Source organism: Micromonospora sp. CPM1 (assembly GCF_023896895.1).
In the GTDB taxonomy this organism is placed as follows: Bacteria; Actinomycetota; Actinomycetes; order Mycobacteriales; family Micromonosporaceae; genus Micromonospora; species Micromonospora tulbaghiae.
In genome coordinates, this window is record NZ_JAMHIU010000001.1 from 62,665 (window position 1) to 87,530 (window position 24,866).

General features: G+C 70.0%; 16 protein-coding genes. 10 read left to right on the plus strand and 6 right to left on the minus strand.

Annotated elements, in window-relative coordinates:
• The first annotated feature begins 55 nt into the window (after positions 1 to 55).
• From M8C11_RS00265 to M8C11_RS00285, 5 genes are all read left to right on the plus strand, one after another.
• Positions 56 to 9,187, plus strand: coding sequence for a DNRLRE domain-containing protein (locus M8C11_RS00265; protein ID WP_252447677.1), 9,132 nt, complete (start codon positions 56 to 58; stop codon positions 9,185 to 9,187).
• A 356-nt stretch (positions 9,188 to 9,543) separates the two neighbouring features.
• Positions 9,544 to 10,005, plus strand: a complete 462-nt coding sequence (locus tag M8C11_RS00270; RefSeq protein ID WP_252447678.1) for a hypothetical protein — start codon at positions 9,544 to 9,546, stop codon at positions 10,003 to 10,005.
• A gap of 1,014 nt (positions 10,006 to 11,019) precedes the next feature.
• On the plus strand, positions 11,020 to 11,358 hold the full coding sequence (locus M8C11_RS00275; RefSeq protein WP_252447679.1) for a hypothetical protein: 339 nt from the start codon (positions 11,020 to 11,022) through the stop codon (positions 11,356 to 11,358).
• Between the two features lie 269 nt (positions 11,359 to 11,627).
• Complete coding sequence (locus M8C11_RS00280) at positions 11,628 to 13,469, plus strand: BTAD domain-containing putative transcriptional regulator (RefSeq protein WP_252447682.1); 1,842 nt, start codon at positions 11,628 to 11,630, stop codon at positions 13,467 to 13,469.
• Positions 13,470 to 13,542: 73 nt separating this feature from the next.
• Positions 13,543 to 14,244 (plus strand): hypothetical protein, encoded by a 702-nt coding sequence (locus tag M8C11_RS00285; RefSeq protein ID WP_252447688.1) that lies wholly within the window; start codon positions 13,543 to 13,545, stop codon positions 14,242 to 14,244.
• A 12-nt stretch (positions 14,245 to 14,256) separates the two neighbouring features.
• Here the strand turns inward: M8C11_RS00285 and M8C11_RS00290 are convergent, their stop codons facing one another.
• The 3 genes from M8C11_RS00290 to M8C11_RS00300 form a co-directional block, all read right to left on the minus strand.
• Positions 14,257 to 14,538, minus strand: a complete 282-nt coding sequence (locus tag M8C11_RS00290) for an SCO0607 family lipoprotein (RefSeq protein ID WP_252447690.1) — start codon at positions 14,536 to 14,538, stop codon at positions 14,257 to 14,259.
• 70 nt (positions 14,539 to 14,608) lie between these two features.
• Positions 14,609 to 14,884 (minus strand): hypothetical protein, encoded by a 276-nt coding sequence (locus M8C11_RS00295; protein WP_026268484.1) that lies wholly within the window; start codon positions 14,882 to 14,884, stop codon positions 14,609 to 14,611.
• Between the two features lie 47 nt (positions 14,885 to 14,931).
• Entirely contained in the window at positions 14,932 to 15,363 is a 432-nt protein-coding gene (locus M8C11_RS00300; protein WP_120569044.1) for a hypothetical protein, read from the minus strand.
• Between the two features lie 394 nt (positions 15,364 to 15,757).
• On the opposite strand from M8C11_RS00300, the gene M8C11_RS00305 reads away from it, so the two are divergent.
• Genes M8C11_RS00305 through M8C11_RS00320 form a run of 4 tightly spaced genes read left to right on the plus strand, consistent with a single transcriptional unit; the run spans position 15,758 to position 20,095 of the window.
• On the plus strand, positions 15,758 to 17,041 hold the full coding sequence (locus M8C11_RS00305) for an ABC transporter substrate-binding protein (protein ID WP_120569045.1): 1,284 nt from the start codon (positions 15,758 to 15,760) through the stop codon (positions 17,039 to 17,041).
• Positions 17,038 to 18,039: a carbohydrate ABC transporter permease gene (locus M8C11_RS00310; protein WP_252447691.1), complete on the plus strand. Its 1,002-nt coding sequence runs from the start codon at positions 17,038 to 17,040 to the stop codon at positions 18,037 to 18,039. Before M8C11_RS00305 ends, M8C11_RS00310 begins: the two co-directional genes overlap by 4 nt.
• Before the next feature lies 1 nt (position 18,040).
• A complete protein-coding gene (locus tag M8C11_RS00315; protein ID WP_026268483.1) occupies positions 18,041 to 18,877 on the plus strand; it encodes a carbohydrate ABC transporter permease in 837 nt (278 codons plus the stop codon).
• A gap of 9 nt (positions 18,878 to 18,886) precedes the next feature.
• Positions 18,887 to 20,095: an ABC transporter ATP-binding protein gene (locus tag M8C11_RS00320; RefSeq protein ID WP_252447697.1), complete on the plus strand. Its 1,209-nt coding sequence runs from the start codon at positions 18,887 to 18,889 to the stop codon at positions 20,093 to 20,095.
• Between the two features lie 80 nt (positions 20,096 to 20,175).
• Here the strand turns inward: M8C11_RS00320 and M8C11_RS00325 are convergent, their stop codons facing one another.
• Together M8C11_RS00325 and M8C11_RS00330 are read right to left on the minus strand one after the other, a co-directional pair.
• On the minus strand, positions 20,176 to 21,279 hold the full coding sequence (locus M8C11_RS00325) for a winged helix DNA-binding domain-containing protein (RefSeq protein ID WP_252447698.1): 1,104 nt from the start codon (positions 21,277 to 21,279) through the stop codon (positions 20,176 to 20,178).
• Between the two features lie 203 nt (positions 21,280 to 21,482).
• Complete coding sequence (locus M8C11_RS00330) at positions 21,483 to 21,974, minus strand: GNAT family N-acetyltransferase (protein ID WP_252447699.1); 492 nt, start codon at positions 21,972 to 21,974, stop codon at positions 21,483 to 21,485.
• Positions 21,975 to 22,059: 85 nt separating this feature from the next.
• On the opposite strand from M8C11_RS00330, the gene wrbA reads away from it, so the two are divergent.
• Complete coding sequence (wrbA, locus tag M8C11_RS00335) at positions 22,060 to 22,677, plus strand: NAD(P)H:quinone oxidoreductase (protein ID WP_120569050.1); 618 nt, start codon at positions 22,060 to 22,062, stop codon at positions 22,675 to 22,677.
• A gap of 66 nt (positions 22,678 to 22,743) precedes the next feature.
• Here wrbA and M8C11_RS00340 read toward each other — a convergent pair whose 3' ends face one another.
• A complete protein-coding gene (locus tag M8C11_RS00340; protein WP_252447700.1) occupies positions 22,744 to 24,663 on the minus strand; it encodes a chorismate-binding protein in 1,920 nt (639 codons plus the stop codon).
• Positions 24,664 to 24,866: the final 203 nt, after the last annotated feature.

Consider the following 24,866-nt stretch of genomic DNA (forward strand, 5'->3'; position numbering starts at 1 on the left):
GTGGTGTTCCTAGCCTTCACCCGTCCTGTCACCGGAGTTGACCGGAGGGTAACGGGTGAGGAGACCATCACGAGGCGCCCTGATCGGGGGCCTGGCGCTGGCCATGGTGGCCACGCTGGGCGGGGCGGCGGTCCTGCCGGACCGCGACCCCGCCACGACAGAGCAGGCCGCGCCGAGCGGGAAGAACGACGACAGCGGACTGCTGGACCGCCTCGGCAACGCCGCCCGTGGCCTGGTCGCCGGTGGTGGCGACCGGGCGAAGCCCGAGGTGGTCAGCGCCGGGCTGTACCGCAACGAGAAGCCCGCCGCCGGCCGGAAGTGGCCGGCGCAGAAGCGGGTCCGGGAGGTGGCCGGCAAGCGGACCGAGAACGCCCGGGTCTACCAGCTCTCCGACGGACGGTTGCAGGCGGAGATCTCCGCCGTGCCGTTGCACTACAAGGACGGCAGGGGCACCTGGCGGCCGATCGACACCAGGGTCCGGCCGGTGGACGAGCCCGGATACGTCCAGGGCAACCGGACCAACGCGTTCACCAGCCTCTTCGGTGACAGCTCGGACGACCTGGTGCGCTTCGAGCGCGACGGCCGCACCATCGAGCTGGGCCTGCCGGGCGCCGCCCGGAGCGTCAGCCCGAAGGTGTCCGGCTCCACCGTGACGTACCCGGGGCTGGCCGGCGGCGCGGACGTGGTCTACGACGTGACCAGCACCGCGCTGAAGGAGAAGATCGTCCTGCGGCAGGCGCCGACCGGGCCGGTCTCCTACACCTTCACGCTGGAGACGGCGGGCCTGACCGCGCAGCAGCGCGAGGACGGGTCGATCGCGTTCGTCGGCCGCGACGGCGGCGCCCCGGTGTTCGTCATGCCGGCGCCCTTCATGTACGACAGCAAGGACGACAAGTCCTCCCCGCACGGCAAGGTGTGGTCGGACAAGGTCACCCAGAAGGTGACCCGGTCGGGTGACACGTCGGCCGTCACCATCACCGCCGACGCGGGCTGGCTGGCCGACCGGGCCCGGGTCTACCCGGTGGTGATCGACCCGACGATCAAGCTGCAGCCGGTGCCCACCGACGCGCAGGACGTGCAGATCTACTCCGGCGCCACGACCACCAACTACAACGACACCTACCAGCTGAAGGTCGGCACGGACGCGTCGAACGCGTACCGCACGCTCGTCAAGTTCGACGTCGGCTCGATCGCGCGGAACACGCCCATCGACGACGCGCAGCTGCAGATGTACTACTCGCAGACCCACCACGCGTGGGGCTTCGACGTGGCGATGGAGGCCCGCCGGGTCACCCAGCCGTGGAGCGAGAGCACCGCGACCTGGGCGAACATGAACGCCAACATGGCCGCCCAGCCGGCCGGCAACATGGTCACGCAGGACGACGGCGACGTCGGCACCTCGGTGTCCGGCACCTGGTCGTACTCGGGCAACACGGCGCTGACCGGGCTCGCAGTCAACGGCGACTACCGCTACAACAACGACGCCACCACCGGGCACACCCACACCTGGGTGCCGACCATCACCGAGGCCGGCAACTACCAGGTCGAGGTCCACTACGTGTCGGAGGCGGACCGGCCGACGAACGCGCCGTACACCGTGCACTACAACGGCGGGTCGAAGACGTACACGGTCGACCAGACCGGCAGCGCCCGCGGCGAGTGGAAGACGCTCGGTGTGCACCCGTTCGCGGCCGGCACCACCGGCAAGGTCGTCCTCGGGGACGTGTCCGGCAAGTCGGTGATCGCCGACGCGGTGCGGTTCACCAAGTGGGGGGCGGCCACCAAGAAGGCGTCGGTCTCCAACGTGTGGAGCACGTTCCCGGTGCGCAATGTGGTGCAGGACTGGGTGAACGGCACCTACGCCAACAACGGCTTCATGGTCAAGGCGGTCGACGAGGCGGACAAGGGCCGCGGCGGCCCGGTCTTCGAGGCCTCCGAGTACGCGTACAACAACGCCCGCCGGGACTACAACCTGCCGAAGCTGGTCATCACGTACGGCCGGCCGGGCGTGGCGGTCAGCCCGCCGACGACGCTCACCTCCACCGGCGCGGTGCTGGACTGGCCGGCGTACGTCGACCCGTCGTCGTCGACGGCTGACGACGCGGTGGAGTACCAGGTGCACCGCAGCATCTACCAGAACTTCACCCCGTCGGCGGCGACCCTGATCGCCCCGGTGTCCACCAGCACCCGTACGTATCAGGACACCACGGCGATCCCGACGGCGGCGGACAACACCGACCCGCTGGCGCGGAAGTTCTACTACTACATGGTCGCGGTGAAGACCCGCGACGGGCAGGTCGTGGCCGGACCCACCCAGTCGGCGATCCTGCCGAAGGCGGGCCAGATCACCCGGATCTACCGCACCGGCACCACCGACACCACGCTCTCCCAGGCCCGCCCGACGGAGAACGTGGACGTCTACGACGGTGACCCGTACGTCAGCCCGGGCAACAACTCGTCCTACTACGGGGACACCCGCGGTCTGGTGAAGTTCCCGGCGCTGACCGGCATCCCGGCCAACGCCAAGGTCGTCGACGCCGACCTGCGGCTGTACAACAGTGGGCTCTACCCGGGCACCGACACCGACGAGTACGTCGACGTCCACAAGCTGACCAGGAACTTCACCGAGACCGGCGCGACGTGGAACACCTACGACGGCACCAACGCGTGGACCACCGCCGGCGGTGACTACGACACCACCTGGAAGGCGAGCTACAACCAGTTCACGAACGACCCCAAGTGGGCCTCCTGGGACGTGACCCCCGCGGCCGACGGCTGGGTCAAGGACCCGACGAAGAACTTCGGCCTGCTGCTGCGGCAGCGCGACGAGGCGAACCAGACCGCGCGGGCGGTGCTGCTGTCGTCCGAGGCGCAGGAGCCGCTGCTGCGGCCCACGCTGGAGGTCACCTACCTGGAACAGACCGCGGAGTCGACGTACTACGCGGCCTCGACCCCGGCGCTGGCGACCGCCGACTCGACGTACACGGTGCCGGTGACGCTGTCGAACCCGACGCTCACGGCGTGGAACCCGACCGACTGGGAACTCGCCTACGACTGGAAGCGGGCCGACGGGGTCACCGACGGCGCGGACGCCGCCTACGAGCTGCGGACAGCGCTGCCGAAGAGCGTTCCGGCCGGCGGCACAGTCGACGTGTCCGCGCAGGTGAAGACCCCACCGTCGTCCACCGAGGGCAACGAGCGCACGGACTACGTGTTGCAGTGGGACCTGCGCAACAAGCTCACCGGCAAGAAGCTGTCGGAGACCGCGTCGATCCCGGCGCTGCCGCAGAACATCTCGGTGGAGGAGCCGACCTCCGACCAGCTCGGCCTGGAGAAGTTCTACTCGTACGCGGGGAAGAACACCGGCGCCGGCGGCACCCTGATGAACAACCTGTACTCCGGCAACACGGTCTGGTCGTACAACGCGTTCAACAACCCGTCCCGGGGCCTGTCGACGTTCGTCCGGATGTCCTACAACTCGCTGGACACCACCGACACGGTGGCCGGGTACGGCTGGTCGTTGCAGGCGTCGTCGATGATGCGCCTCGGCGCCCCGCTGGACTTCCACCCCAACCCGAACCCCACCAAGGTCACCCTGACCGACGGTGACGGCACCAGCCACCGGTTCACCTGGGACGCGACCGCCAACGAGTGGAAGAGCCCGAAGGGTGTGCACCTCTACCTGCAGAAGTACGGCAGCGTGGACTGCAAGCCCAACACCGACGAGCCGAAGGCGTGGGTGCTCACCCGGCCGGACCGGACGCAGTTCTTCTACGACTGCGAGGGCTTCCTGTCGAGCGTCGTCGACAACAACGGCAACGAGATGCTCTTCACCTACGAGGAGCGCAAGTCCAACAACAAGCCGACGAAGTTCCTGCGGTACATCACCGACCCGACCGGCCGGATCACCCTCACCATCGACTACTACGCCAAGGGCCAGACGTACGACTACATCAACGACACCACCTGGACGCGGGTCTCCGGCGCGACGAACCTGACCAACCCGAAGATCATCGACCACATCTCGCAGATCACCGACGTCTCGGGGCGCAAGCTCACCTTCACCTACACCGACAAGGGCCTGCTCGGTGAGCTGATCGACGGCGCCGGGTCGACGAACGGCACGCCGAAGACGTTCAAGTTCGCCTACGACATGACCCAGGGCAACAAGAACGTCAAGCTGGTCAAGGTCACCGACCCGCGGGGCAACCCGACCAGCCTGGTCTACAACTACCCGCAGACCGGGGACGACCCGAAGTTCCACTGGACCACCAAGTCCTACACCGACCGGCTCACCCATCTCACCCAGTTCGCCTACGTCGACCCGGACGGCCCGCAGGGCAGCAACATCGACACCACGGTCACCGACGCGGAGAACCACGCCACCCAGTACCTGCTGGACGGCTACGGCCGGGCGTACCAGACCACGAACGCCAAGAACGAGGTCACAAAGACCGGCTGGGACGACGACCACAACGTCGTCCGGCTGGAGGAGGCCAACACCGCGGTCTCCACCTGGGCGTTCGACCCCAAGACCGGCTACCCGACCCAGATCCGGGACGCGGAGGCGGTCAAGAACGGCTGGCCGGGCACCGTGCTGACCTACCAGCGTCAGCTCAACGGTCACGTGGCCGAAGTGGTCAGCAAGACCAGCTCCGAGGGCCGCAAGTGGACCTTCACGTACACCGGTGAGGGCGACGTCGCGACGGTCACCGACCCGGTCGGCAACACCACGCCGGCCGACGGCGACTACACGAGCGTCAACACCTACGACGAGTGGGGTCAGCTGCTCAGCGCCCGGGACGCCAACGGCAACACCACCGGGTACGGCCCGTTCCACCCGAGCGGCTACCCGACGACCGTCACCGACGCCGGTACCGGCAAGTCGTACTTCACGTACGACGACCGGGGCAACGTCACCGAGGTCAAGAACGGCAAGAACGCCAAGGTGACCCAGGCGTACGACACGTTCGGCCGGCCCACCACCAAGGTGGAACCGATGGACGCGGCGGCCAACCGCTTCATCACCACCAAGGCCCCGGTGTACGACCTGAACGACAACATCACCACGGCGTACGCGGCCAACGGTGCGGTGTCGACCTCCGTCTACGACAAGGCGGACCAGGTCGTCGAGTCGCTCGCCCCGAAGGACGAGCCGGCCAACACGGCGGAGCCGGAGCGCAGGACGACCACGACGTACGACAAGGTCGGCAACGTCCTGACCGTCACCGAGCCGCAGGGCAACCTGACCTCGACGGCCGGCGACTACACGACGACCACGAAGTACGACGCGATCTACCAGCCGACCGAGGTCACCAACGGCCTCGGCCAGAAGGTGAAGTCGGAGTACGACAACGTCGGCAACGTCACGGTGCTGTACGACGCGAAGAAGACCGCCAGCGAGGCGGACGACTTCACCACGAAGTACGAGTACGACCTGAACCACCGGGTCGTGAAGACCACAGACGCGGCAGGCAAGTTCACCACCGCCCGCTACGACAAGGACGGCCTGACGCTCGGCACCACCGACGCCGACGGCAACGAGTCGCTGGCGACTTACGACGCCCGCGGCGCGTTGGTGGAGTCGAAGGTGCCGCACAGCAAGGACGGCTCCGGCACCGTCACGTACCGCACCACCAAGTACGAGTACGACCAGGTCGGCAACCAGACGAAGCTGATCACCCCGCGCGGGGTGGACACCACCGACGACGCCGACGACTTCTCCGTGGTGACCGTCTACGACGCGCTCAACCGCAAGAAGGAGGAGTGGTCGTCCTACGACAAGGACGACAGCCGCTACGACAAGCCCGACAAGACCTTCTACAGCTACGACGAGATCGGCAATCTGACGAAGGTCAGCGCGCCGCCGTCGGACGGGCAGACGGTCCGCAACGACACCGAGTACAGCTACTACGACAACGGGTGGACCAGGACGTCCAAGGACCCGTGGGACATCGTCAACTCCTACGACTACAACGACCTGGGCCAGCAGACCAAGAACACGCTGAGCTCGGCCGGCGGGTCGACCACGCGGACGATGACCTGGCAGTACTACCAGTCCGGCAACGAGAAGGGACGGTCGGAGGACGGCCTGCCGGTCGGCAGGGACGTGGTCCTGGTCGACAACACCGACTCCAACAACACCGCCTCGCAGGGCACCTGGACCAACGGGGCCGCCACCGGGCAGTGGGGCTACGACGTCTCCAGCGCCCCGGCCGGCAGCGGGTCGGCGCAGTTCAACTGGCAGCTGACCATCCCGCGTGACGGCACGTACGAGGTGTTCGTCCGGCACCCGCAGGTCACCGGCGCCGCGACGGACGCGAAGTTCACCGTCACACACGACGGCGGCAGCGTCACCAAGACGGTGAACCAGACGCAGAACACCGGCGCCTGGATCAGCCTGGGCAGCTACTCCTTCAAGGAGGAGGGCGTCCAGAAGATCACCGTCACCGACCAGGCGACCGGCAAGGTGCTGGCCGACGCGGTAAAGCTGGTGCGGGACAACTCCGCCGACGTCGACAACGAGCGCAAGGAGTTCACCTACCGGTACAACCCGAACGGGATGATGGTCGAGGTCAAGGACCTCAGCCCGGGCGCGAAGATCGGCCGGTACGACATCGCGTACGACCAGCTCAACCAGATCTCCACGGTGAAGGAGTTCGCCGGGCTCGACGACACGAGCGCGAAGAACACCACGGCGCTGACCTACGACGACAACGGCAACCCGCTCACCTCGACCCACGACCTCACCTGGTCGAAGATCGAGTACGACCCGCGGGACATGGTCGCCAAGGTCACCAACGCCGACTCGCCGACGGCCGGCAACCAGCAGGTCTCGTCGTTCACCTACACCAACCGCGGGCAGGTGCTCAAGCAGACCAAGCCCAACGGCAACACGGTGGACTTCGAGTACTACCTCGACGGCGCCACCAAGCGTCAGCTGGAGAAGACGTCCGGCGGCGCCACTGTCGCCGAGCACAACCTCCAGTACCAGGCGAACGGGCACCCGTCGCGGGACGTGCTGAAGCTGATGAACGCCGACAACTCGTCGGACTACATCGACAACACGTACGTCTTCAGCTACGACCCGCAGGACCGGATCGCCAAGCTGGACAAGACCGGTGACAGCACCTCCACGGAGACCTACACCTACGACGCCAACGGCAACACGGTGTCGCAGACCGTCGGGGGGACGACCAGCACCAGCAAGTACGACCGGAACCGGCTGCACTCGACCACCACGGCGGGTGTGACCTCGACGTACAACTACGACCCGCTCGGGCGCCTCGACACGGTGTCGGTCGGTGGCCAGCGGGCGCAGAAGTACTACTACGACGGCTTCGACCGGACCGCGAAGACCACAGCGGGCGTCGGCGCCAACGCCAAGTCGACCACCTACGTGTACGACCCGTTCGACCGGACGGTGTCGCAGACGACGGCCGGCAAGACCACCCTGTTCACGTACCTGGGGATGGACAACCAGGTGCTGCGCGAGGAGGTCGCGGGCAAGGCGACGAAGTCGTACCAGTACGCGCCGTGGGGTCAGCAGCTGACCCAGATCAAGCACAAGGACGACGGGGCGCGGGAGTACTCGCAGTTCATCTACCGGCCGCGCGGCGACGTCATCGGCATCACGAAGGAGGACGGCAAGACCCGGGCGACGTACGGGTACACCGCCTACGGCAAGGACGACTCGTCGCAGTTCACCGGTGTGGACAAGCCGGGCGCGCAGCCGGAGGGCGAGGAGCCGTACAACGCGTTCCGGTTCAACGCCTCCCGGTGGGACGCCGGTTCGGGCACGTACGACATGGGTTTCCGCAACTACGACCCGGGTCTGAACCGGTTCCTGACGCGGGACACCTACGGCGGCGCGATGGCGGACATGGGTCTGGCCATGGATCCGTTCACCGGCAACCGGTACGCGTTCGCCGGCGGGAACCCGATCAGCTTCATCGAGCTGGACGGGCACCTGTTCGGGATGTCGTGGTCGGACATCGGCCACGCCACCCTGGACGTGGTCGGCATGGTGCCGGTGGTCGGTGAGGTAGCCGACGTCGCCAACGGCATCTGGTACGCGGCCGAGGGCAACTACGTCGACGCGGCGTTGTCGATGGCCTCGGCGATCCCGCTGGCGGGCAACGCGGTGACGGCGGCGAAGCTCGCCAAGACCGGCAAGAAGATCGCCGACGGCATCGACACCGCCAACGACGTCAAGAAGGGCGTCGAGGCGACCACCGACGCCTCGAAGGCGTTGCCGACCAACACGCCGAAGCCGAAGACCGAGACCCCGGCCAAACCGACGAAGTGCAACAGCTTCGTGCCGGGCACCAGGGTGCTGCTGGCCGACGGCTCGACCAAGGCGATCGAGGACGTGAAGGTCGGGGACCGGGTCCTCGCCCCCGACGTCGAGTCGGGCGACCGGCAGGTCCGTCCGGTCACCCATTTGATCCCGGGTGGCGGGGTCAAGAAGCTCGTGACCATCGTCGTGGACACCGACGGCAAGTCCGGCGACAAGACCGGCACCATCGTGGCCACTGATGGTCACCGGTTCTACCTGCCGGATTCCGGGGTCTGGGTCACCGCCGGCCAGCTCAAGGCCGGCGCCTGGCTCCAGACGTCGTCGGGCACCTGGGTCCAGATCTCTGCCATCCGGCACAAGACCCAGATCCAGCGAGTACACAACTTCACCGTCGATGGACAGCACACCTACTACGTCCTGGTCGGCGAAACCCCCGTACTCGCCCACAACGATGCCTGTCCGACCAAGACGGATGCACAGCTCCAGGATGACGCCGACGCGATTGCTGAGACCTGGCGTACCAGGTACGGGGACCGTGCGTACAACGGGACGACGGTGAGTACGGGCCACCTGAATGGAGAACTTGTCTACACTGTTAATCGAAACAACACCAATCCGGATGCTCGGGCTCTTGCAGAGCAGCTCGGATACCGGCGAGTGGCCGGATCGGATCTGCGGGGCCCTAACCAGACGGATGCCGAGCAGATTCTGCTGAATGCCGTCGACAGGGGCAGGGTTGGGTCCAACGGACGTATCGCTACCTCAAGAATTCCCTGTGGCACGGTGCGGCCAACCGGCAAGCCGGGCCAGGATTGTGGCGGCAGAATCGGGAGTGGTAAGTACCCGAATATCCGGGTCGTTGGTAGATGGGGGGCCGGCGTAGGTTAGCTCCACATCACTGGTTGACAACTCTGGCTGGATCCGTGCCGGCCGTCGCCGCCCACATTCAGGGAGGCGACGGCCGGCACGCGGGTCTCACGTTTTTTCGCTGCCGGGTGCCGACGACCAGTCGTGTGCTGCGCAAGGAAGGTTCGCGGGTGCCGGTGTGCAGGTGAGCAGGTCGTTGTCGGGTTAGGTATGATCGGTGCCATGCCCGCAGTGGCCGTGCAGCCTGGTAAATGGAGCGGTCATGTCATCAGCCGCTGCCGCCTCCAGTCGGGTCGAAATTGCCCGCCGTGTTGGTTCGGATTTGCGTAACGTGGCTATAGAAACTGGAGGACCAGGTGCTACTCTGGGATCGGGAGATGCAGCCGCTGCGGGGTGAATTGCAGAATATTCAGCCTCCACAAAGGCTCGCTCTTGCAATGGCGGCTATGGAGTGGACCCGCAATGCAATGGGTCGGATCGAGGTGGAGGAAGTTCGCGACTACCTGGATCGAGGTATGGTGGCCGGGCGCGAAGCGGTGGCTGCCGGCCTGGACAGGATCGAGCTCTCCGACGATGTGCTCGACGAGTACGAGGATGTGCTGGATCTGGCGGAGGAGCCCGGTACCTCGCACCTGATGTCGGCTCTGCTGGCCTGTGCCGATGCACCCGACGGCCTCACCGGCGAAGTCCTGTACGGTGTTCTTTCCTTTTGTTACGAAGGTCTTCTCGATCGAGAAGAAGTGCCGGAGTGGACTGAGGAGGCTGAGCGGGCTAATGCCAGGTGCGTGGAGACGATCGCTTTTCAGAAGAGGCTCGTTCGTGAGGCGATGCCGCGCTGAGAGCATCACGGCGCCCGAATCGCGGGCTCTGCGGTCGCTTCGCTTCTCAGGTGTCCCGGGGTGCCGGGTCCGCAACGGACGCTGGGGTGGGGTCGAGGCCGGCGATGGCTTCTCGGCTGCCGAGCGTGCGCTCGGATTCTCGATCCCGCCCCGCTTCCGGGATTTCCACGATTTGTCGGGGAAGAGACAGGACGCGTTGCGGCTGCAGGACCCCAGTGCATGCACGTGGCAAGGAGGATATTCGGGTTGCGCTGGGCCGTGCAACCGGTTGTGCAGCTTGTAGGACCTCGTTGAGCAGATGACAATCAGGAAGTCTGCGCCGGTACCGCTGGCGCGGACTTCCTGCTGCAGGGGCGGGCGAGTTCGTGCCGGGCCGACAACTTTTCGTTCTATCGATTGTCTGTCCTACCGCAGAGCGTGAGATCTGTCCCGGGCGCGGCTACTGCATTATGCTCAGCCCATGGAGCCCTCCCAGTTCGACCTCGGCGCATGACGGACCTGAAGGATCTCAGGAGAGGGCGCGTCGACTATTACGCCGCCACGCTCTCAGCTCTGTCGAAAAGGGCGACCTATGTCCGAACGGGGCCGCTCACGGTTGGGGAGTCCGGGATTCACCGGCCTGACCTACCCCTTTCGGCGGGGTGTTGCGCCGATGTGGACTGGCCGAAGCAAGCGCCCGGAACCGTGCGACTACTTGCGGAAACCGCAGGCTTCGCTGATTGCCTGAACAAGGATGGCGACACTTCCGTGACTGCCTCCGAGCTGTACCTGTACCCTTTTTCGAGCCGGGGCGGGCAGAAAAGGGCCGTCCGCATCGAGGCTGAGGATCGCACCGCTTTCACCCTCGACGAACTGCTGTGGCGGGCGGCTGACGCGCAGGCGCCGTTCGTGGGAGACAAGCTGCCTGTGCGCGGTATCGGGCTCTACCGTTCAGGTCTGCAGCGAGGGATTCCTGCGTATTATCTGTGGGGGTCCGCGAGTAGGCTGCATTCAAGGCCGTAAGAACGGACTCAGGTGCAGTGGCGTCCGTACGGGGTACGGGCCCTGCACGACGATGACTTCGCCGACCTGTGGGACCAGGACGTTTGGCCCGGTCACATGAGCCTGGCGGAATTCGACGCCGCCGGGCGACCCAACCCGGTGCTCATGGCGGGTCGGTTCACCGCCAATAACGGCAAGATCACGTCCTATGACAACTGGTCCGGCCATTACCAGCCCCAGCAGTACGGCGGCCGGATGCTGCAAGACATCGCCGACCTGCTCGCGGGAGAGGGCGCAGACGCCATTCGGGACAGGGCTCGACGTGAGGGCCGCGAGCGCATGGAACTGCTGTACGCACACTCGTACCGGTGACCCGAGGCGCACCAGGCGGGCGGTATGTACGCTGCGGATGCCGGGTACCGCGACGGCGCCGGGACCTCCGTGGACCGGAAGGGCCGGCCTCTGCCTCCCGTCACCCGGTATGAGCAACCCGAAGCGTCCCCAGCGGTATTTCTGTTACCTCGACACACCGCCAACCACATTGACATTCATCACGCTTAATTGTCCGGTTCGCCCCTTGTTGGCCGCGAAGTGGGCGCTTAGCGTGGGCGGCGCGTCTAGGGTCTACGGGGAGCGGCGCGATGGAACTTCAGATTCGGCTTCTGGGCACGGTGGAGCTGTGCGTCGACGGCGAGACCGTCACGCCCGGCGCGGCGAAACGACGGGCCGTCCTGGCCGGGCTGGCGATCGAGGCGAACCACTCCGTCTCCCTGCCCCGGCTGGCCCGGATGGTCTGGTCCGACCACCCGCCGACGTCCGCCACCGCCAACCTCCGTACCCATGCCGCCGGCCTGCGGCGCACGGTCGGCGACCGGCTGCTCGCCCGTCCGCAGGCGTACGAGCTGCGGCTGGCGCCGCACGAGCTGGACGTGACCGAGTTCCAGCGGCTGGCGGGGGAGGGGCGGTCACTGCTCGCGTCGGCCGATCCGGCCGGCGCGATCGACACGCTCACGTCCGCCCTGGCCTGGTGGCGGGGCCCGGCCGGTGACGGCCTGCCCCGGAGCACCGCGCTGGACAACCGGTGGGCCGCCCTCGACGAGCAGCGGCTACAGGTCTTCGAGGAACTGACCGAGGCACGGCTGGCCGCCGGTGAGCACGCCCACCTCCTGTCCGACCTGCGCGCGCACCTGGCCGCGCACCCGCTGCGGGAACGGGCCTGGGGGCACCTGATGCTCGCCCTCTACCGGTGCGGGGACGTGCCGGCCGCGCTCACCGTCTACCGGGACGCCCGGGCCGTCCTCGACGAGCAGCTCGGCCTCGAACCCGGCGCGGAACTTGCCCGGCTGCACCGGGCGATGCTGGACCGCGCACCGGAGCTGTCGTACGCCGAGCCGGGAGGCGCCGTCGTGACCGCCTCGGCACCGGTCGCGGACCTTCGCCCCGCCGTCGGCTGGACCGTACCGCGGGAGCTGCCGGCGGACCCGCTCACCTACGTCGCGCGTACCGGGGAGACCGCCGACGTAGTGGCTGCGGTGACCGCGGCGACCCCGGCCGCGGTGGTCGTCACCGGCGCCCCGGGCAGCGGCAAGACCGCCCTCGCGGTACGCGCCGGGCACGCCGTCTCCGCCCTGTTCCCCGACGGGCAGGTCTTCGTGGACCTCGGTTACCGGACCTCGGTGACGGCGGGGGAGGTGCTGGCCCGGGTGCTGCGCGCGTTCGGCGTGCCGGCCGCCGACGTCCCCGAGAAGACCGACGAGCGCGCCGGCTGGTTCCGCTCCCTGGCGGCCGGCCGCCGGCTGCTGCTCGTCGTGGACGGGGTCACCCGGGCATCGCAGGTGCGTCCGCTGCTGCCCGCCGGCCCCGGCCCGGCGCTGATCACCGTCGCTCAGCGGCACCTCGGCAGCCTGGACGGCGTACGCCGGGTGGCGCTGCGCCCGGTCGGGGTCGCGCAGGCCCGCGACCTGCTGGCCACGTTCGCCGGGCCGGACCGGCTGGCCGCCGAGCCGGCGGCCACCGCCGATCTGGTGCGGATCTGCGGCGGTTCGGTGCTCGCCCTGCGCATCGCCGGCGCCCGGCTGGGCCGGCGGTCCGGGGCGCCGGTGTCCACTCTCGTCGCGGAGCTGGGTGACGGGCGGGGCCGGCTGGACCTGCTGGCCTACGAGGACCTGTCGGTGCGGGCGAGCCTGGCCGCCGGCGTGGCGGTGGTCCGCTCCGACGACGAACTGGCCGGCCGGATGCTCGAACTGCTCGCCGCGCGGCCGGGCACACCGGTGCACACGGCCGCGGACCAGCTCGGCGTCTCCCCGCAGCGGGTGCACCGCGCCCTGGACGACCTGGTCGACGCGCACCTGGCGCAGCGGGACGGGCACGGCGACTACCGGCTGCCGACGCTGGTGAGCGACTACGCGGCCGAACTGGCCGCGGTGGGCCAGGTGTCCGTCCGCGAGACGACCGAGCAGCGGTTCGACCCGCGCGCCGCCTGACGGCCGAGGCGGGGCCGGAATCGGGGACGGGACGCCTCTGGTGCGCGGGCCGGTCACGGAGCGACACTGAGTCATGACTCCTCAGCGCGTACCGCTGCTCGCCGGCCTGGTCGTGCTGCTCGCGGCGGCCTGCACGGCGACCGGCCACGACGGCGCGTCCACGGCGCCCACCCCGACGGCCGCGCCGCCGTCCGCGCCGGCCGCGACCGAGGCGCCGGAGGCCACGCCCACCCCGCCCGTGCCGACCGAGGCCGCGTCGACCGCCGGATCCTGGCGCGTCACCTGGGGCTGGGCGGTGCCCGGCGGGCCGGTCCGGGTGGCCCACCGGGTACGGGTGCCGGTCACCCCGCCGCCCGGGGAACCGCTGCCCGTCCTGGTGGCGGTCGACGTCGGCGACCACCCGGCGGAGGGGTTCAGCCGGATCACGTTCGCCTTCCGTGGACCCACCCCGTCCTACGAGGTCGCCTACGTGCCGCAGGTCGTGACCGAGGGGCGGGGCGCGCCGGTCACGCTGCCCGGCACGGCGTACCTGTCGGTGCGGTTCGATCCGGCCCAGGCGCACGACGCCCGCGGCGGCCCGACGGCCGACCTGCCGCCGGCGGCGATCCGCTTCCCGACGCTGCGTGGATGGGCCGTGGCCGGCGACTTCGAGGGACACCTCAGCTTCGGGCTCGGCCTGCGACCGCCCGAGGGCGGCCGGCTGCCGGTGCGGCTGGGGGAGGGCGACCGCCCCGACGGCACCCACATCGTCTCGGTCGACGTGCGGCGGAGCTGACGCGGCCCCGCCTCAGCGGTCGATGATGGTGTTGTTCTCGTCGATGCCGTGGGTACGCCAGTAGACGTCCCACTCGTCGTCGACGTGCTTCGGCTCCTTGCCCTCCGGGTAGCGCACGTACGGCGGCGTCGGTTCCTCCCCGTCCGGCACGCAGGAGCTGCCGCCCTGCGGGCCGACCGCGATCACCGGGTACTCGTCGCCGCCGCAGATGCTCTGCCGCAGGGAACAACCGCTGGTCGCCATCAGCCCGGCCAGCCCGAGCACGGCAAGAACGATCATGATTCGAGTTCGCACGGGAGAATTCTCGTCGCCGCGGGCGGACCCGCCATCGGTACGCGTACTCAGATCCTGTGCCGTCGCCGGCTCAGGTCAGCTCGCCCCGCACGATCGCCACCGCCACCCGGCAGAACTCGTCCATGTCCGGCTGGAAGCCGGCCGCGATGTCCGGGTGCAGGCCGGAACGGGTCTCGTCGAGCAACCGACGGCAGACGTCCTCCACCGGCTCGCCCGCGTAGCCGGCGCGGATCCGGTCGGCGGCCGCCTGCAGGGCCGAGGTCAGCTGATCCTCCAGCGGGCCGCGCAGCTTCTGCTGCACAGGGTCGAGCCCGCTCGGATCGAGCGTGACATGTGGCTCCGACATCGGCACTCCCTTCCTCGGCGTCCGCGGTACCCCACCGCGGACGTCGGTCAAACCATCGTCGGTACGGCCGACACCCGGACCAGATACGAGAACTCCTCCGCCGGCTCCTCGGCGTACGACAGCCGGCGGATCTGCCGGTCGTCGGCCCAGAGCGCGACGTCGACCAGCACCCCGAGGTGGGCGAGACCGATGGTGGAGACCCGCTTCTTGTCCTGGAGCACCGCGCACACGCCGCCCAGCAGCGTGCTGGCGTCGGAGGTGCGGTGCCCGGGCGGACAGCGCAGGGTCAGGTCCACCTCGACCGGCCCGGTCAGCGGGGTCCACCCGGTGCGCTGGGCCGCCGTGCAGGCGGCCTGGAGCAGGGTGCGGACCCTCGTCGCCTGCCGGTGCCCGGCGGCGAAGATGGACAGGGCCTCGGTCTTGACCGGGGGCAGGCCGCTCACCTCGAACGTCAGGGCGAGAGCGCGGGTGTCCTGCACGACGGCACCTCCTCGGGGGAATCCTGCCCAACCGGGGAACGGGCGCACGGCACTTCCCGTCAGAACCAACCGATCGGGCGGGCGATGGGGGACGGCCGGAGGCGCATCGGCGTCGACGGCGACGCGCCGGCTACGGAGCCAGCCCCACGCTAGTGCAGACCGCTGACGCTGGGTAGCCTCGCCGTTTCACTACGTGGGACGACATGCGATCGCCCGGCCGGTTCGTGCCGTCACCGTCACATGTCCGTGATGTTTCGCTCCGTCGCAGGTCGGGCACGTTCAGCCGCACGACACGCCCGGGGCGTCGGGCGATCGGGCCGATGCCCCGGTCGTCTCGCCGTGCACCGGGGCGCGGCTCACTCCCCGGTTCTTCGCCGAAGAGAGGGGGAGGGTGATGACGAGAGTCCCCGACACGGCCGCACGGCGGCCGGCCGGACGCGCGGCGGCGGCGGCCGCCGCGCTCGCGCTGGTGGCCCCGCTGGCCGCCTGCGGATCCGGCGGCGACGGCGGCGTCCCCACGATCAACCTGTACTACCCGCCCGAGCAGAACCTGCAGAAGGTGGTCGACACCTGCAACACGCAGGCGCAGGGACGGTACCGGATCGACTACCGGGTGCTGCCGCGCGAGGCCGACGAGCAGCGGGTGCAGATGGTGCGCCGCCTCGCCGCGCAGGACAGCGGGATGGACGTGCTCGGCCTGGACGTCACGTGGACGCAGGAGTTCGCCAGCGCGAAGTGGATCCGGGAGTGGACCGGCCAGGACAAGGCCGAGGTCGAGCAGGGCACGCTGGCCGGCCCGCTGGACACCGCCCGGTACGAGGACAAGCTCTACGCCGCGCCCAAGAACACCAATGTGCAGCTGCTGTGGTACCGGTCCGACCTGGTGTCGCAGGCGCCGAAGACCTGGGACGAGATGATCTCCGCAGCCCAGCAGCTCAAGGAGCAGGGCAAGCCGTACCAGGTGCTCACCATGGGCGCCCAGTACGAGGGCCTCGTGGTCCTCTACAACACGCTCGCGGAGAGCGCCGGCGGCAAGATCCTCAGTGACGACGGCAAGAAGGCGGAGATGGACGCCGGCGCGGTGCGCGCGCTCGACCAGCTCAAGAAGTTCGCCACGTCGGGCGTGACCTCGCCGTCGTTCAGCAACGCGCTGGAGGACCCGGTGCGGCTGGAGTTCCAGTCCGGCAAGGGCGCGTTCCAGGTGAACTGGCCGTTCGTGTATCCGGCGCTCCAGGAGGCCAACCCCGAACTGGCGAAGAACGTGAAGTGGGCCCGGGTGCCGGGCATCGACCCCGGCACCCCCAGCAAGGTCACCATCGGCGGGGTCAACCTGGCGGTCAGCACCTACTCGAAGCACCCGGAAGAGTCGTTCGAGGCGGCCCGCTGCCTGCGCAACGCCGAGAACCAGAAGTTCTCCGCCGTCAACGACGGCGTGCCGCCCACCATCGAAGCCGTCTACGACGACCCGGAGATGACCGAGGCGTACCCGATGAAGGAGACCATCCTGGAGGAGCTGAAGGAGCCGGCGGTCCGCCCGCTGACCCCGGCGTACCAGAGCATCTCCACGGTGATGTCGGCGATCCTGTCGCCGCCGTCGGCGATCCGGCCCGAGCAGACCGCTGACGAACTGCGCAAGGCGATCTCCGACGCGCTGGAGTCCAAGGGAGTTCTGCCATGAGCGTGAACGCCACGCCGGCCGGCGCGCAGGCCGCCGCCGAGGCCGAGGCCGAGCAGCCCGGCGGCCGGCACGCCGCCGTACCGGAACAGCGGTCCCGGCGCGGCTCCCGTGCCCCGCTGAGCGAGAACAAGCGCGCCGAGCGGCGCCTCGGCTGGCTGCTGTGCGCGCCGGCCGCGCTGGTCATGGTGCTGGTCACCGCGTACCCGATCCTGTACTCGGTCTGGCTGTCGCTGCAACGCTTCGACCTGCGCTTCCCCGACGAGCGGCAGTTCGTCGGCCTGGAGAACTACGTCACCGTGCTGACGAACGACTTCTGGTGGACCGCGTTCGGGGTCACCGCGCTGATCACCGTGGTCACGGTCGCGATCGAGCTGGTGCTCGGCATGGGCCTGGCGATGATCATGCACCGGACGCTCGTCGGCCGGGGCATCGTGCGCACCGCGGCGCTGATCCCGTACGGCATCGTCACAGTGGTCGCGGCGTTCTCCTGGCGGTACGCCTGGACGCCGGGCACCGGCTACCTGGCGAACCTGTTCGACGGCAGCGCCCCGCTGACCGAGCGGGCCAGCTCGCTGGCGATCATCATGCTGGCGGAGATCTGGAAGACCACCCCGTTCATGGCGCTGCTGCTGATGGCCGGGCTGGCGCTGGTGCCGGAGGACCTGCTCAAGGCGGCCTCCACCGACGGCGCGACGGCGTGGCAGCGGTTCACCAAGGTGATGCTGCCGGTGATGAAGCCGGCCATCCTGGTCGCGCTGCTGTTCCGCACGCTCGACGCGTTCCGGGTCTTCGACAACATCTTCGTGCTCACCAACGGCGGCAACGAGACGTCGTCGGTGTCGATGCTCGCCTACAACAACCTGATCCGGGGCCTGAACCTCGGCATCGGCTCCACGATGTCGGTGCTGATCTTCATCACCGTGGCGATCATCGCCTTCGTGTTCGTGAAGCTGTTCGGCACCGCTGCCCCGGGCAGCGACGATGGGGAGAGGCGCTGACATGGCAGTGGAAACCACCACGCGGGCGAAGGTGCGCTGGGGCCTGCTGGACGTCGTGGTCGTCGTCTTCGCGCTGGTCCCCGTCCTCTGGATCGCCTCGCTGTCGTTCAAGACCCCGGCCACGCTCACCGACGGCAAGTTCTGGCCGCGGGAGTGGACGCTGGACAACTACCGGACGATCTTCGACACCGACCAGTTCGTCCGGGCCCTGGTCAACTCGATCGGCATCGCGCTGATCGCCACCACCATCGCTGTGGTGCTCGGGGCGATGGCCGCGTACGCGATCTCCCGGCTCGACTTCCCGGGCAAGAAGCTGCTGGTCGGCGTCTCGCTGCTGATCGCGATGTTCCCGCAGGTGTCGCTGGTGTCGCCGCTGTTCGAGATCGAGCGGCAGCTCGGCCTGTTCGACACCTGGCCCGGACTGATCCTGCCGTACATCACGTTCGCGCTGCCGCTGGCGATCTACACGCTGTCGGCGTTCTTCAAGCAGATCCCGTGGGACCTGGAGAAGGCGGCCAAGATGGACGGCGCCACCCAGGCACAGGCGTTCCGGCGGGTGATCGCGCCGCTGGCCGCGCCCGGCGTGTTCACCACGGCCATCCTGGTCTTCATCTTCTGCTGGAACGACTTCCTGTTCGCGATCACGCTCACCTCGACCGAGCGGTCCCGCACGGTCCCGGTGGCGCTGCAGTTCTTCACCGGCGAGTCGCAGTTCGAGGACCCGACCGGGGCGATCTGCGCCGCCGCCGTGGTGATCACCGTGCCGATCATCCTGTTCGTGCTCTTCTTCCAGCGCCGCATCGTCTCCGGTCTGACCTCCGGCGCAGTCAAGGGATAGGTGGTAGCAATGGCCGACATCGTGCTGGACAAGGTGAGCAAGCGGTTCCCGGACGGGACCACCGCGGTGCAGGACGTCGACCTGGAGATCGCCGACGGCGAGTTCGTGATCCTGGTCGGCCCGTCCGGCTGCGGGAAGTCCACCACGCTCAACATGATCGCCGGGCTGGAGGACATCAGCTCCGGTGAGCTGCGTATCGGCGGCGAGCGGGTCAACGACAAGGCACCCCGGGACCGCGACATCGCGATGGTCTTCCAGTCGTACGCGCTCTACCCGAACATGACCGTGCGGGAGAACATGGCGTTCCCGCTGCGGCTGGCGAAGATGGACAAGGAGACCATCGACCAGAAGGTCGACGAGGCGGCGAAGGTGCTGGAGCTGACCGCGCTGCTGGACCGCAAGCCGGCCAACCTGTCCGGCGGCCAGCGGCAGCGGGTGGCGATGGGCCGGGCGATCGTCCGCCAGCCCAAGGCGTTCCTGATGGACGAGCCCCTGTCGAACCTGGACGCCAAGCTGCGCGTGCAGATGCGCACCGTGGTGTCCCGCCTCCAGAAGCAGCTCGGCACCACCACCGTCTACGTCACCCACGACCAGACCGAGGCGATGACGCTCGGCGACCGGGTGGTCATCATGCGCGGCGGCGCGGTGCAGCAGGTCGGGCCGCCGCAGGAGCTGTACGACCACCCGCGCAACCTCTTCGTCGCCGGGTTCATCGGCTCGCCCTCGATGAACTTCGTGCACGCCGTCGTGGAGGACGGCCGGCTGCGGACCGCGCTCGGCGACGTGCCGATCGGCGACCGGATCCGCCGCGAGCTGGAGGGCGGCGACGCGCCCCGGGAGCTGATCCTCGGCATCCGCCCGGAGCACTTCGAGGACGCGGCGCTGATCGACGACGAGACCCGCCGACGGGGCGTCGAGTTCGAGGCGCCTGTCGACATCGTCGAGTCGATGGGCTCGGACAAGTACGTCTACTTCACCGTCGAGGGGGAGCGGGCCACCGCCGCCGAACTGGAGGAGCTGGCCGCCGACGCGGGCGCCGCGGACTTCGCCGGCGCCGGGTCGAACCTGGTCACCCGGCTGTCGGCGGAGTCGCCGGTACGCGAGGGCGAGTCGCGCCGGGTGTGGTTCAACCTGGAGAAGATCCACCTGTTCGACCCGGGCAGCGGCCGCAACCTGACGCTGCACGAGGGCCGCTCGGCCGGCGCGCTCGCCGACTGACCCCTGGATGCGGGCGAAGGGCCGGTGGCAGTGCGCGCCGCCGGCCCTTCGGTCTGCTCGCGTCCCGGGTGCCCACGCTGTCACCAGGAGTGGCGCAACTCCAGCCCGAGGAAGCGGGCGTAACCCGTCAGCGCGGAGTCCACCCGCTCACGCAACGCGGCGTCGAACGGCACGAGCTGCTGCAGCTTCACCGTCACCGCCTTCGCGCCCAGCGTCCGCGTCCAGGTGCCGACCACGCGCCCGCCGCGCACCACGGTCGACCGGAACACGCCGTTGTTGCCGGGGACCACCGCCGCGGCGTGCGCCGGGTCGAGCATCAGCGACCGGTCCTTGAAGCCGAGCAGGTATTCGTCGAAGCCGGGCAGCGTGTGCAGGTCGTCGACCGGCGCGCGGGGCGCGTCGAGCAGCGCGGCGTCGACCACCGCGGGCTCGCCGTCGACCTCGACCGGGGCGAGCAGGTCACCGGCCAGGGTGATCGCCCGGGTCGCGTCGGTGACCGTCAGGCCGGTCCACCGGGCCAGCTCGTGCCGGGTCACCGGGCCGTGGCCGCGCACGTAGCGGTGCGCCAGCATCGCCAGTGCCTCGTCGCGCTCCGGGCGGTGCGGGTCGGGCGCCCACTCGTCGAGCAGCGCGAACGTCTGCTCGGTGCCCACGTGCGGCGCGATGCAGGTGACGCCGCGCTGGCTGGCGTACCAGAGCAGGTGGTAGCCGCGCTGACCGTCGGTGGCCAGCCCGGCCGCGCGCAGCGCCGCCACGCACTCGGCGCGCGTCAACCGGCCGCCGCCGGTCAGCGCCGCGCGCAGCACGTCACCGGCCCGTTCGCCGTCGGCGACGGTCAGCCCGAGTTGCCGCCACCGCCCGGCGATGCCGGCCAGCGTCCGCACCCCGGTCAGCTCCAGCATCCACCGCGCGTCACGCGCCGGGACCAGATGCACGGTGCCGCGCATGGGCCACGTGCGCAGCGCCTCGCGCCGCTCCAGCGCCGCGCGGACGTCGTCCTGGGTGGCTCCGGGCAGGCGTAGGCCCAGCGACCACAGCCCGCTCGCCGCGTCCTGCGCCTGCATGGCGCCGAACCACTCGACCACGTCGGCGACGCGCTCGGGGCGGGCGGTGGGGTGCGGGCGCAGCAACAGGCCGGTCATTCGCAGCGCGAGCGCCTCGGCGCGGTTGAGGCGTACGGTCACGGGCGTCAGCGTAGGCCCGGGGTACGACAACCCGGCCCCTGATCGCGCTGCGCCGGCGGCGCTGCCGACACCAGCGCGATCCCCCGTTCAGGATCCCGGCGCGGGGGCGGCCGCTGCGGCCGGCGCCGGTTCGACCAGCATCCCGTGTGAGCTGGGTGAGCAGAGCGGTTGCGGACGGAACTTGCGCAAATCTTGAGCCACGCTCAGTCCAGGCGCCGGTGCATGACCAGCAGGTCGACGTACCCCCGGGTGGGGTGCCGGAAGCCCTCCGGCACCCGGCCGATCACCTCGAAGCCCAGCGACCGCCACAGCTCGACGGCCCGGGTGTTGGTGGCCACCACGGCGTTGAACTGCATGGCCCGGTAGCCGTCGGCCCGGGCCGCGTCGAGCACGTGCGCGGCGAGCGCCCGGCCGACGCCGCGCCCGGCGGCGGCCGGGGCGACCATGAACGACGCGTTCGCCACGTGGTCGCCGGGGCCGCCCTGGTTGGGCGCCAGCTTCGCCGAGCCGAGCACCGCGCCGTCCGGCGCCACCGCGACCACCGTCCGCGCCGGCGCCGGCGGCATCCAGAGCTTGCGGGCCTGCTCCTCCGTGACGTCGCGGGGCCAGGTGTACGTCTCGCCGGCCGCCACGATGTCGCGCAGGAACGGCCAGATCAGCGGCCAGTCGGCCGGCGTGGCGGTGCGGATCTCCACCCGGAGAGCATGCCACGCCCTGAGTTTGACGGAACAAGTAACGGGTAGTCGCCGGAGCTGACCCGAGACGAGGAGGGAACGTCTGATGGATGGCCAGGTCAAGGTCGCGGTGATCTATTACAGCGCGACCGGCATCACCTACCAGATGGCGCAGGCGGCGGTCGAGGCGGCGGGGGAGGCCGGCGCCGAGGTGCGTCTGCGCAAGGTACGTGAGCTGGCGCCCGACGAGGCGATCCGCTCCAACTCCGGCTGGCAGGCGCACCGGCTGGAGACCCAGGACGTGATGGAGGCGCAGCCGGACGACCTGTCCTGGGCCGACGTGATCATCATGGGGTCGCCGACCCGGTACGGCATGATCGCCGCCCAGCTCAAGCAGTTCATCGACACCACCGGCCCGCTCTGGGCCGCCGGCGCGCTCGCCGACAAGGTCTACAGCGGGTTCACCTCGACCGCCACGTCGCACGGCGGCCAGGAGGCCACACTGCTGTCGCTGTACACGGTCTTCTACCACTGGGGCGGCATCGTGGTGACCCCCGGTTACACCGACCCGAGCCAGTTCGTCGCCGGCAACCCGTACGGCGCCTCGCACACCAGCAACAACGGCGAGGTCGCCCCGGACCACGTGGCACTGGCCGCCACCGCGCTCACCGCCAAGCGCGCCGTGCTGATGGGCGCCGCGCTGAAGCGGGGCATGGCCGGCTGACCCGACTGGCGACCGGTGGCCGGACGGGGGCTCTCGAACCCGTCCGGACCACCGGTCGCCAGTGCCCTACCCGCGATCGGCCGCTCCATGCGCGCTCAGCGCCGGCCGGTCGAGCAGATGCCCGAGCAGGTCCGCCAGGACCCTCGTGCCGTCCTGGCTCAGCACCGACTCCGGGTGGAACTGCACCCCGGCGAAGCCCGCGCCGCGCAGCGCGTGCACCGCGCCGTCGGCCGGGTCGCGGGACACCTCGACCGGGCCGTACGGGCCGGCCACCCGGTCCGCGTCGGCGAGCGCGGTGAAGCTGGCGTAGAACCCGACCCGCCGGGTCGTCCCGAACACCGGCACGTCCCGCGGCAGCCCCTGGTACGGCGCGTCGCGGCGGTGCAGCGGCAGGCCCAGCAACCCGGCGAGCAACTGGTGGCCCAGGCACACGGCGAGCGTCGGCCGGCCGGACGCGAGCAACTCGGTCAGCAGCGCCCGCAGCGCCACCATCTTCGGTGCGGTCGCGTCCCGCGGGTCACCCGGGCCGGGGCCGACCACCACCAGGTCGTAGCCGTCCAGCGGGCCCGGGTCCGGCCAGTCCCGCCGGGTCACCGCCAGGCCCAGCGCGCCGAGCTGGTGGGCGAGCATGCCGGTGAACGTGTCCTCGCCGTCGACGATCAGCGCCCGCCGCCCGGCCAGCCCGCGCAGCGCGATCGCGCCCGGCTCCCGCTGCTCCAGCCAGAACCGGGCCAGCGGAGCGTTGCGGGCGGCCAGCGCGGCGCGTACCTCGGGGTCGTCGGCGTACCGGACGGCCGGCTCGGTCGCGGAGCGCGGCGCGTCCGGGCCGAGACCCAGCGCGGCCAGCACACCGGCGGCCTTCGCGTGCGTCTCGGCCACCTCCCCGGCGGTGGTCGAGTGACGGACCAGCGTCGCGCCGACCGGCACCCGCAGCGCGCCCTCGGGCGAGATCTCGGCGGTACGGATCAGGATCGGCGCGTCCAGCGTCTGCCGGCCCTGCTCGTCGCGGCCCAGCAGGGCGAGCACCCCGGCGTAGTAGCGCCGGCCGGTGCGCTCGTGCCGGGCGATCACCCGGCAGGCGTTCTCCATCGGGCTGCCCGTGACGGTGGGCGCGAACATGGTCTCCCGCAGCACGTCGCGTACGTCCCGGGAACAGCGCCCGGCCAGCAGGTACTCGGTGTGCGCCAGGTGCGCCATCTCCTTCAGGTACGGCCCGACCACCTGGCCGCCGTGCTCGGCGACCACGGCCATCATCTTCAGCTCCTCGTCCAGCACCATGTACAGCTCCTCCACCTCCTTCGGGTCGTGCAGGAAGCGCAGCAGCGCGGAGCGGTCGACGGTCTCGCCCCGGTGCCGGAACGTGCCGCTGATCGGGTTCATCTCGACCAGCCCGTCGGCGACGCTGACGTGCCGCTCCGGGCTGGCGCCGACCAGGATCCGGGTGCCGGTGTGCACCAGGAACGTCCAGTACGCGCCCCGCTCGCGCAGCAGCAGCCGGCGCAGCGCGGCCAGGGCCGCGGCCAGCGGGTCGCCCTGCACCGTGGCGCGCATGGTGCGGTGGATGACGAAGTTGGCCCCCTCGCCCCGGCCGATCTCGTCGGCCAGCACCCGTTCCACGATCGCCGCGTACTCGTCGTCGGCGATGTCGAAGCCGGCGTCGCGGGTGCGCACCTCGGCGTCGGGCAGGTCGTCGAGCAGCTCGGCCAGGGGTATCCGCCGGTGCGCCTCGACCGCCAGGAACTCCAGCGGCAGCCCGTCGTCGACGCACTCGAAACCGCGTTCGGTGACCTGCCGGAACGGCACCAGGGCCAGCGTGTGCGGGCCGGCACCGTCCTCGGGCAGCGGCAGGTCGGCGAGCGCGCCGGCGGTGCGTACCGGGCCGGTGAACAGGTCGACGTGGTCGGCGCCCTCGCGGCGGACGAGCGCGAACGGGCCTGGGTCGCGGCCGGCCGCGACGGCGGCGAGCGGGTCGGACAGGCGGGTCATCGGGTCTCCTCGGTGGGCCGGTGGCCGCCGGTGAAGGCGACCCGGGATGCCGGGGGAGACCGGCGGCCGCCTCGTCGGGCGGCCGCGTGGGGAAGCTACGCGCGGGGGTGGGCCGCCGGGTCGGCGGGCCACCAGCAGGACAGGTGCGCGGGCATGACGGTCACTGTACGCGATCGACAGGCGCCGTGGAACCCGATCGCGCG

What these genes read in the sequence shown, in the direction of transcription:
- M8C11_RS00320 (WP_252447697.1), top strand. Translation starts at nt 18,887, where the DNA reads ATGGCCGACATCGTGCTGGACAAGGTGAGCAAGCGGTTCCCGGACGGG.
- M8C11_RS00285 (WP_252447688.1), top strand. Translation starts at nt 13,543, where the DNA reads ATGACTCCTCAGCGCGTACCGCTGCTCGCCGGCCTGGTCGTGCTGCTC.
- M8C11_RS00305 (WP_120569045.1), top strand. Translation starts at nt 15,758, where the DNA reads ATGACGAGAGTCCCCGACACGGCCGCACGGCGGCCGGCCGGACGCGCG.
- M8C11_RS00315 (WP_026268483.1), top strand. Translation starts at nt 18,041, where the DNA reads ATGGCAGTGGAAACCACCACGCGGGCGAAGGTGCGCTGGGGCCTGCTG.
- M8C11_RS00310 (WP_252447691.1), top strand. Translation starts at nt 17,038, where the DNA reads ATGAGCGTGAACGCCACGCCGGCCGGCGCGCAGGCCGCCGCCGAGGCC.
- M8C11_RS00280 (WP_252447682.1), top strand. Translation starts at nt 11,628, where the DNA reads ATGGAACTTCAGATTCGGCTTCTGGGCACGGTGGAGCTGTGCGTCGAC.
- M8C11_RS00270 (WP_252447678.1), top strand. Translation starts at nt 9,544, where the DNA reads ATGCAGCCGCTGCGGGGTGAATTGCAGAATATTCAGCCTCCACAAAGG.
- M8C11_RS00295 (WP_026268484.1), bottom strand. Translation starts at nt 14,884, where the DNA reads ATGTCGGAGCCACATGTCACGCTCGATCCGAGCGGGCTCGACCCTGTG.
- wrbA (WP_120569050.1), top strand. Translation starts at nt 22,060, where the DNA reads ATGGATGGCCAGGTCAAGGTCGCGGTGATCTATTACAGCGCGACCGGC.
- M8C11_RS00340 (WP_252447700.1), bottom strand. Translation starts at nt 24,663, where the DNA reads ATGACCCGCCTGTCCGACCCGCTCGCCGCCGTCGCGGCCGGCCGCGAC.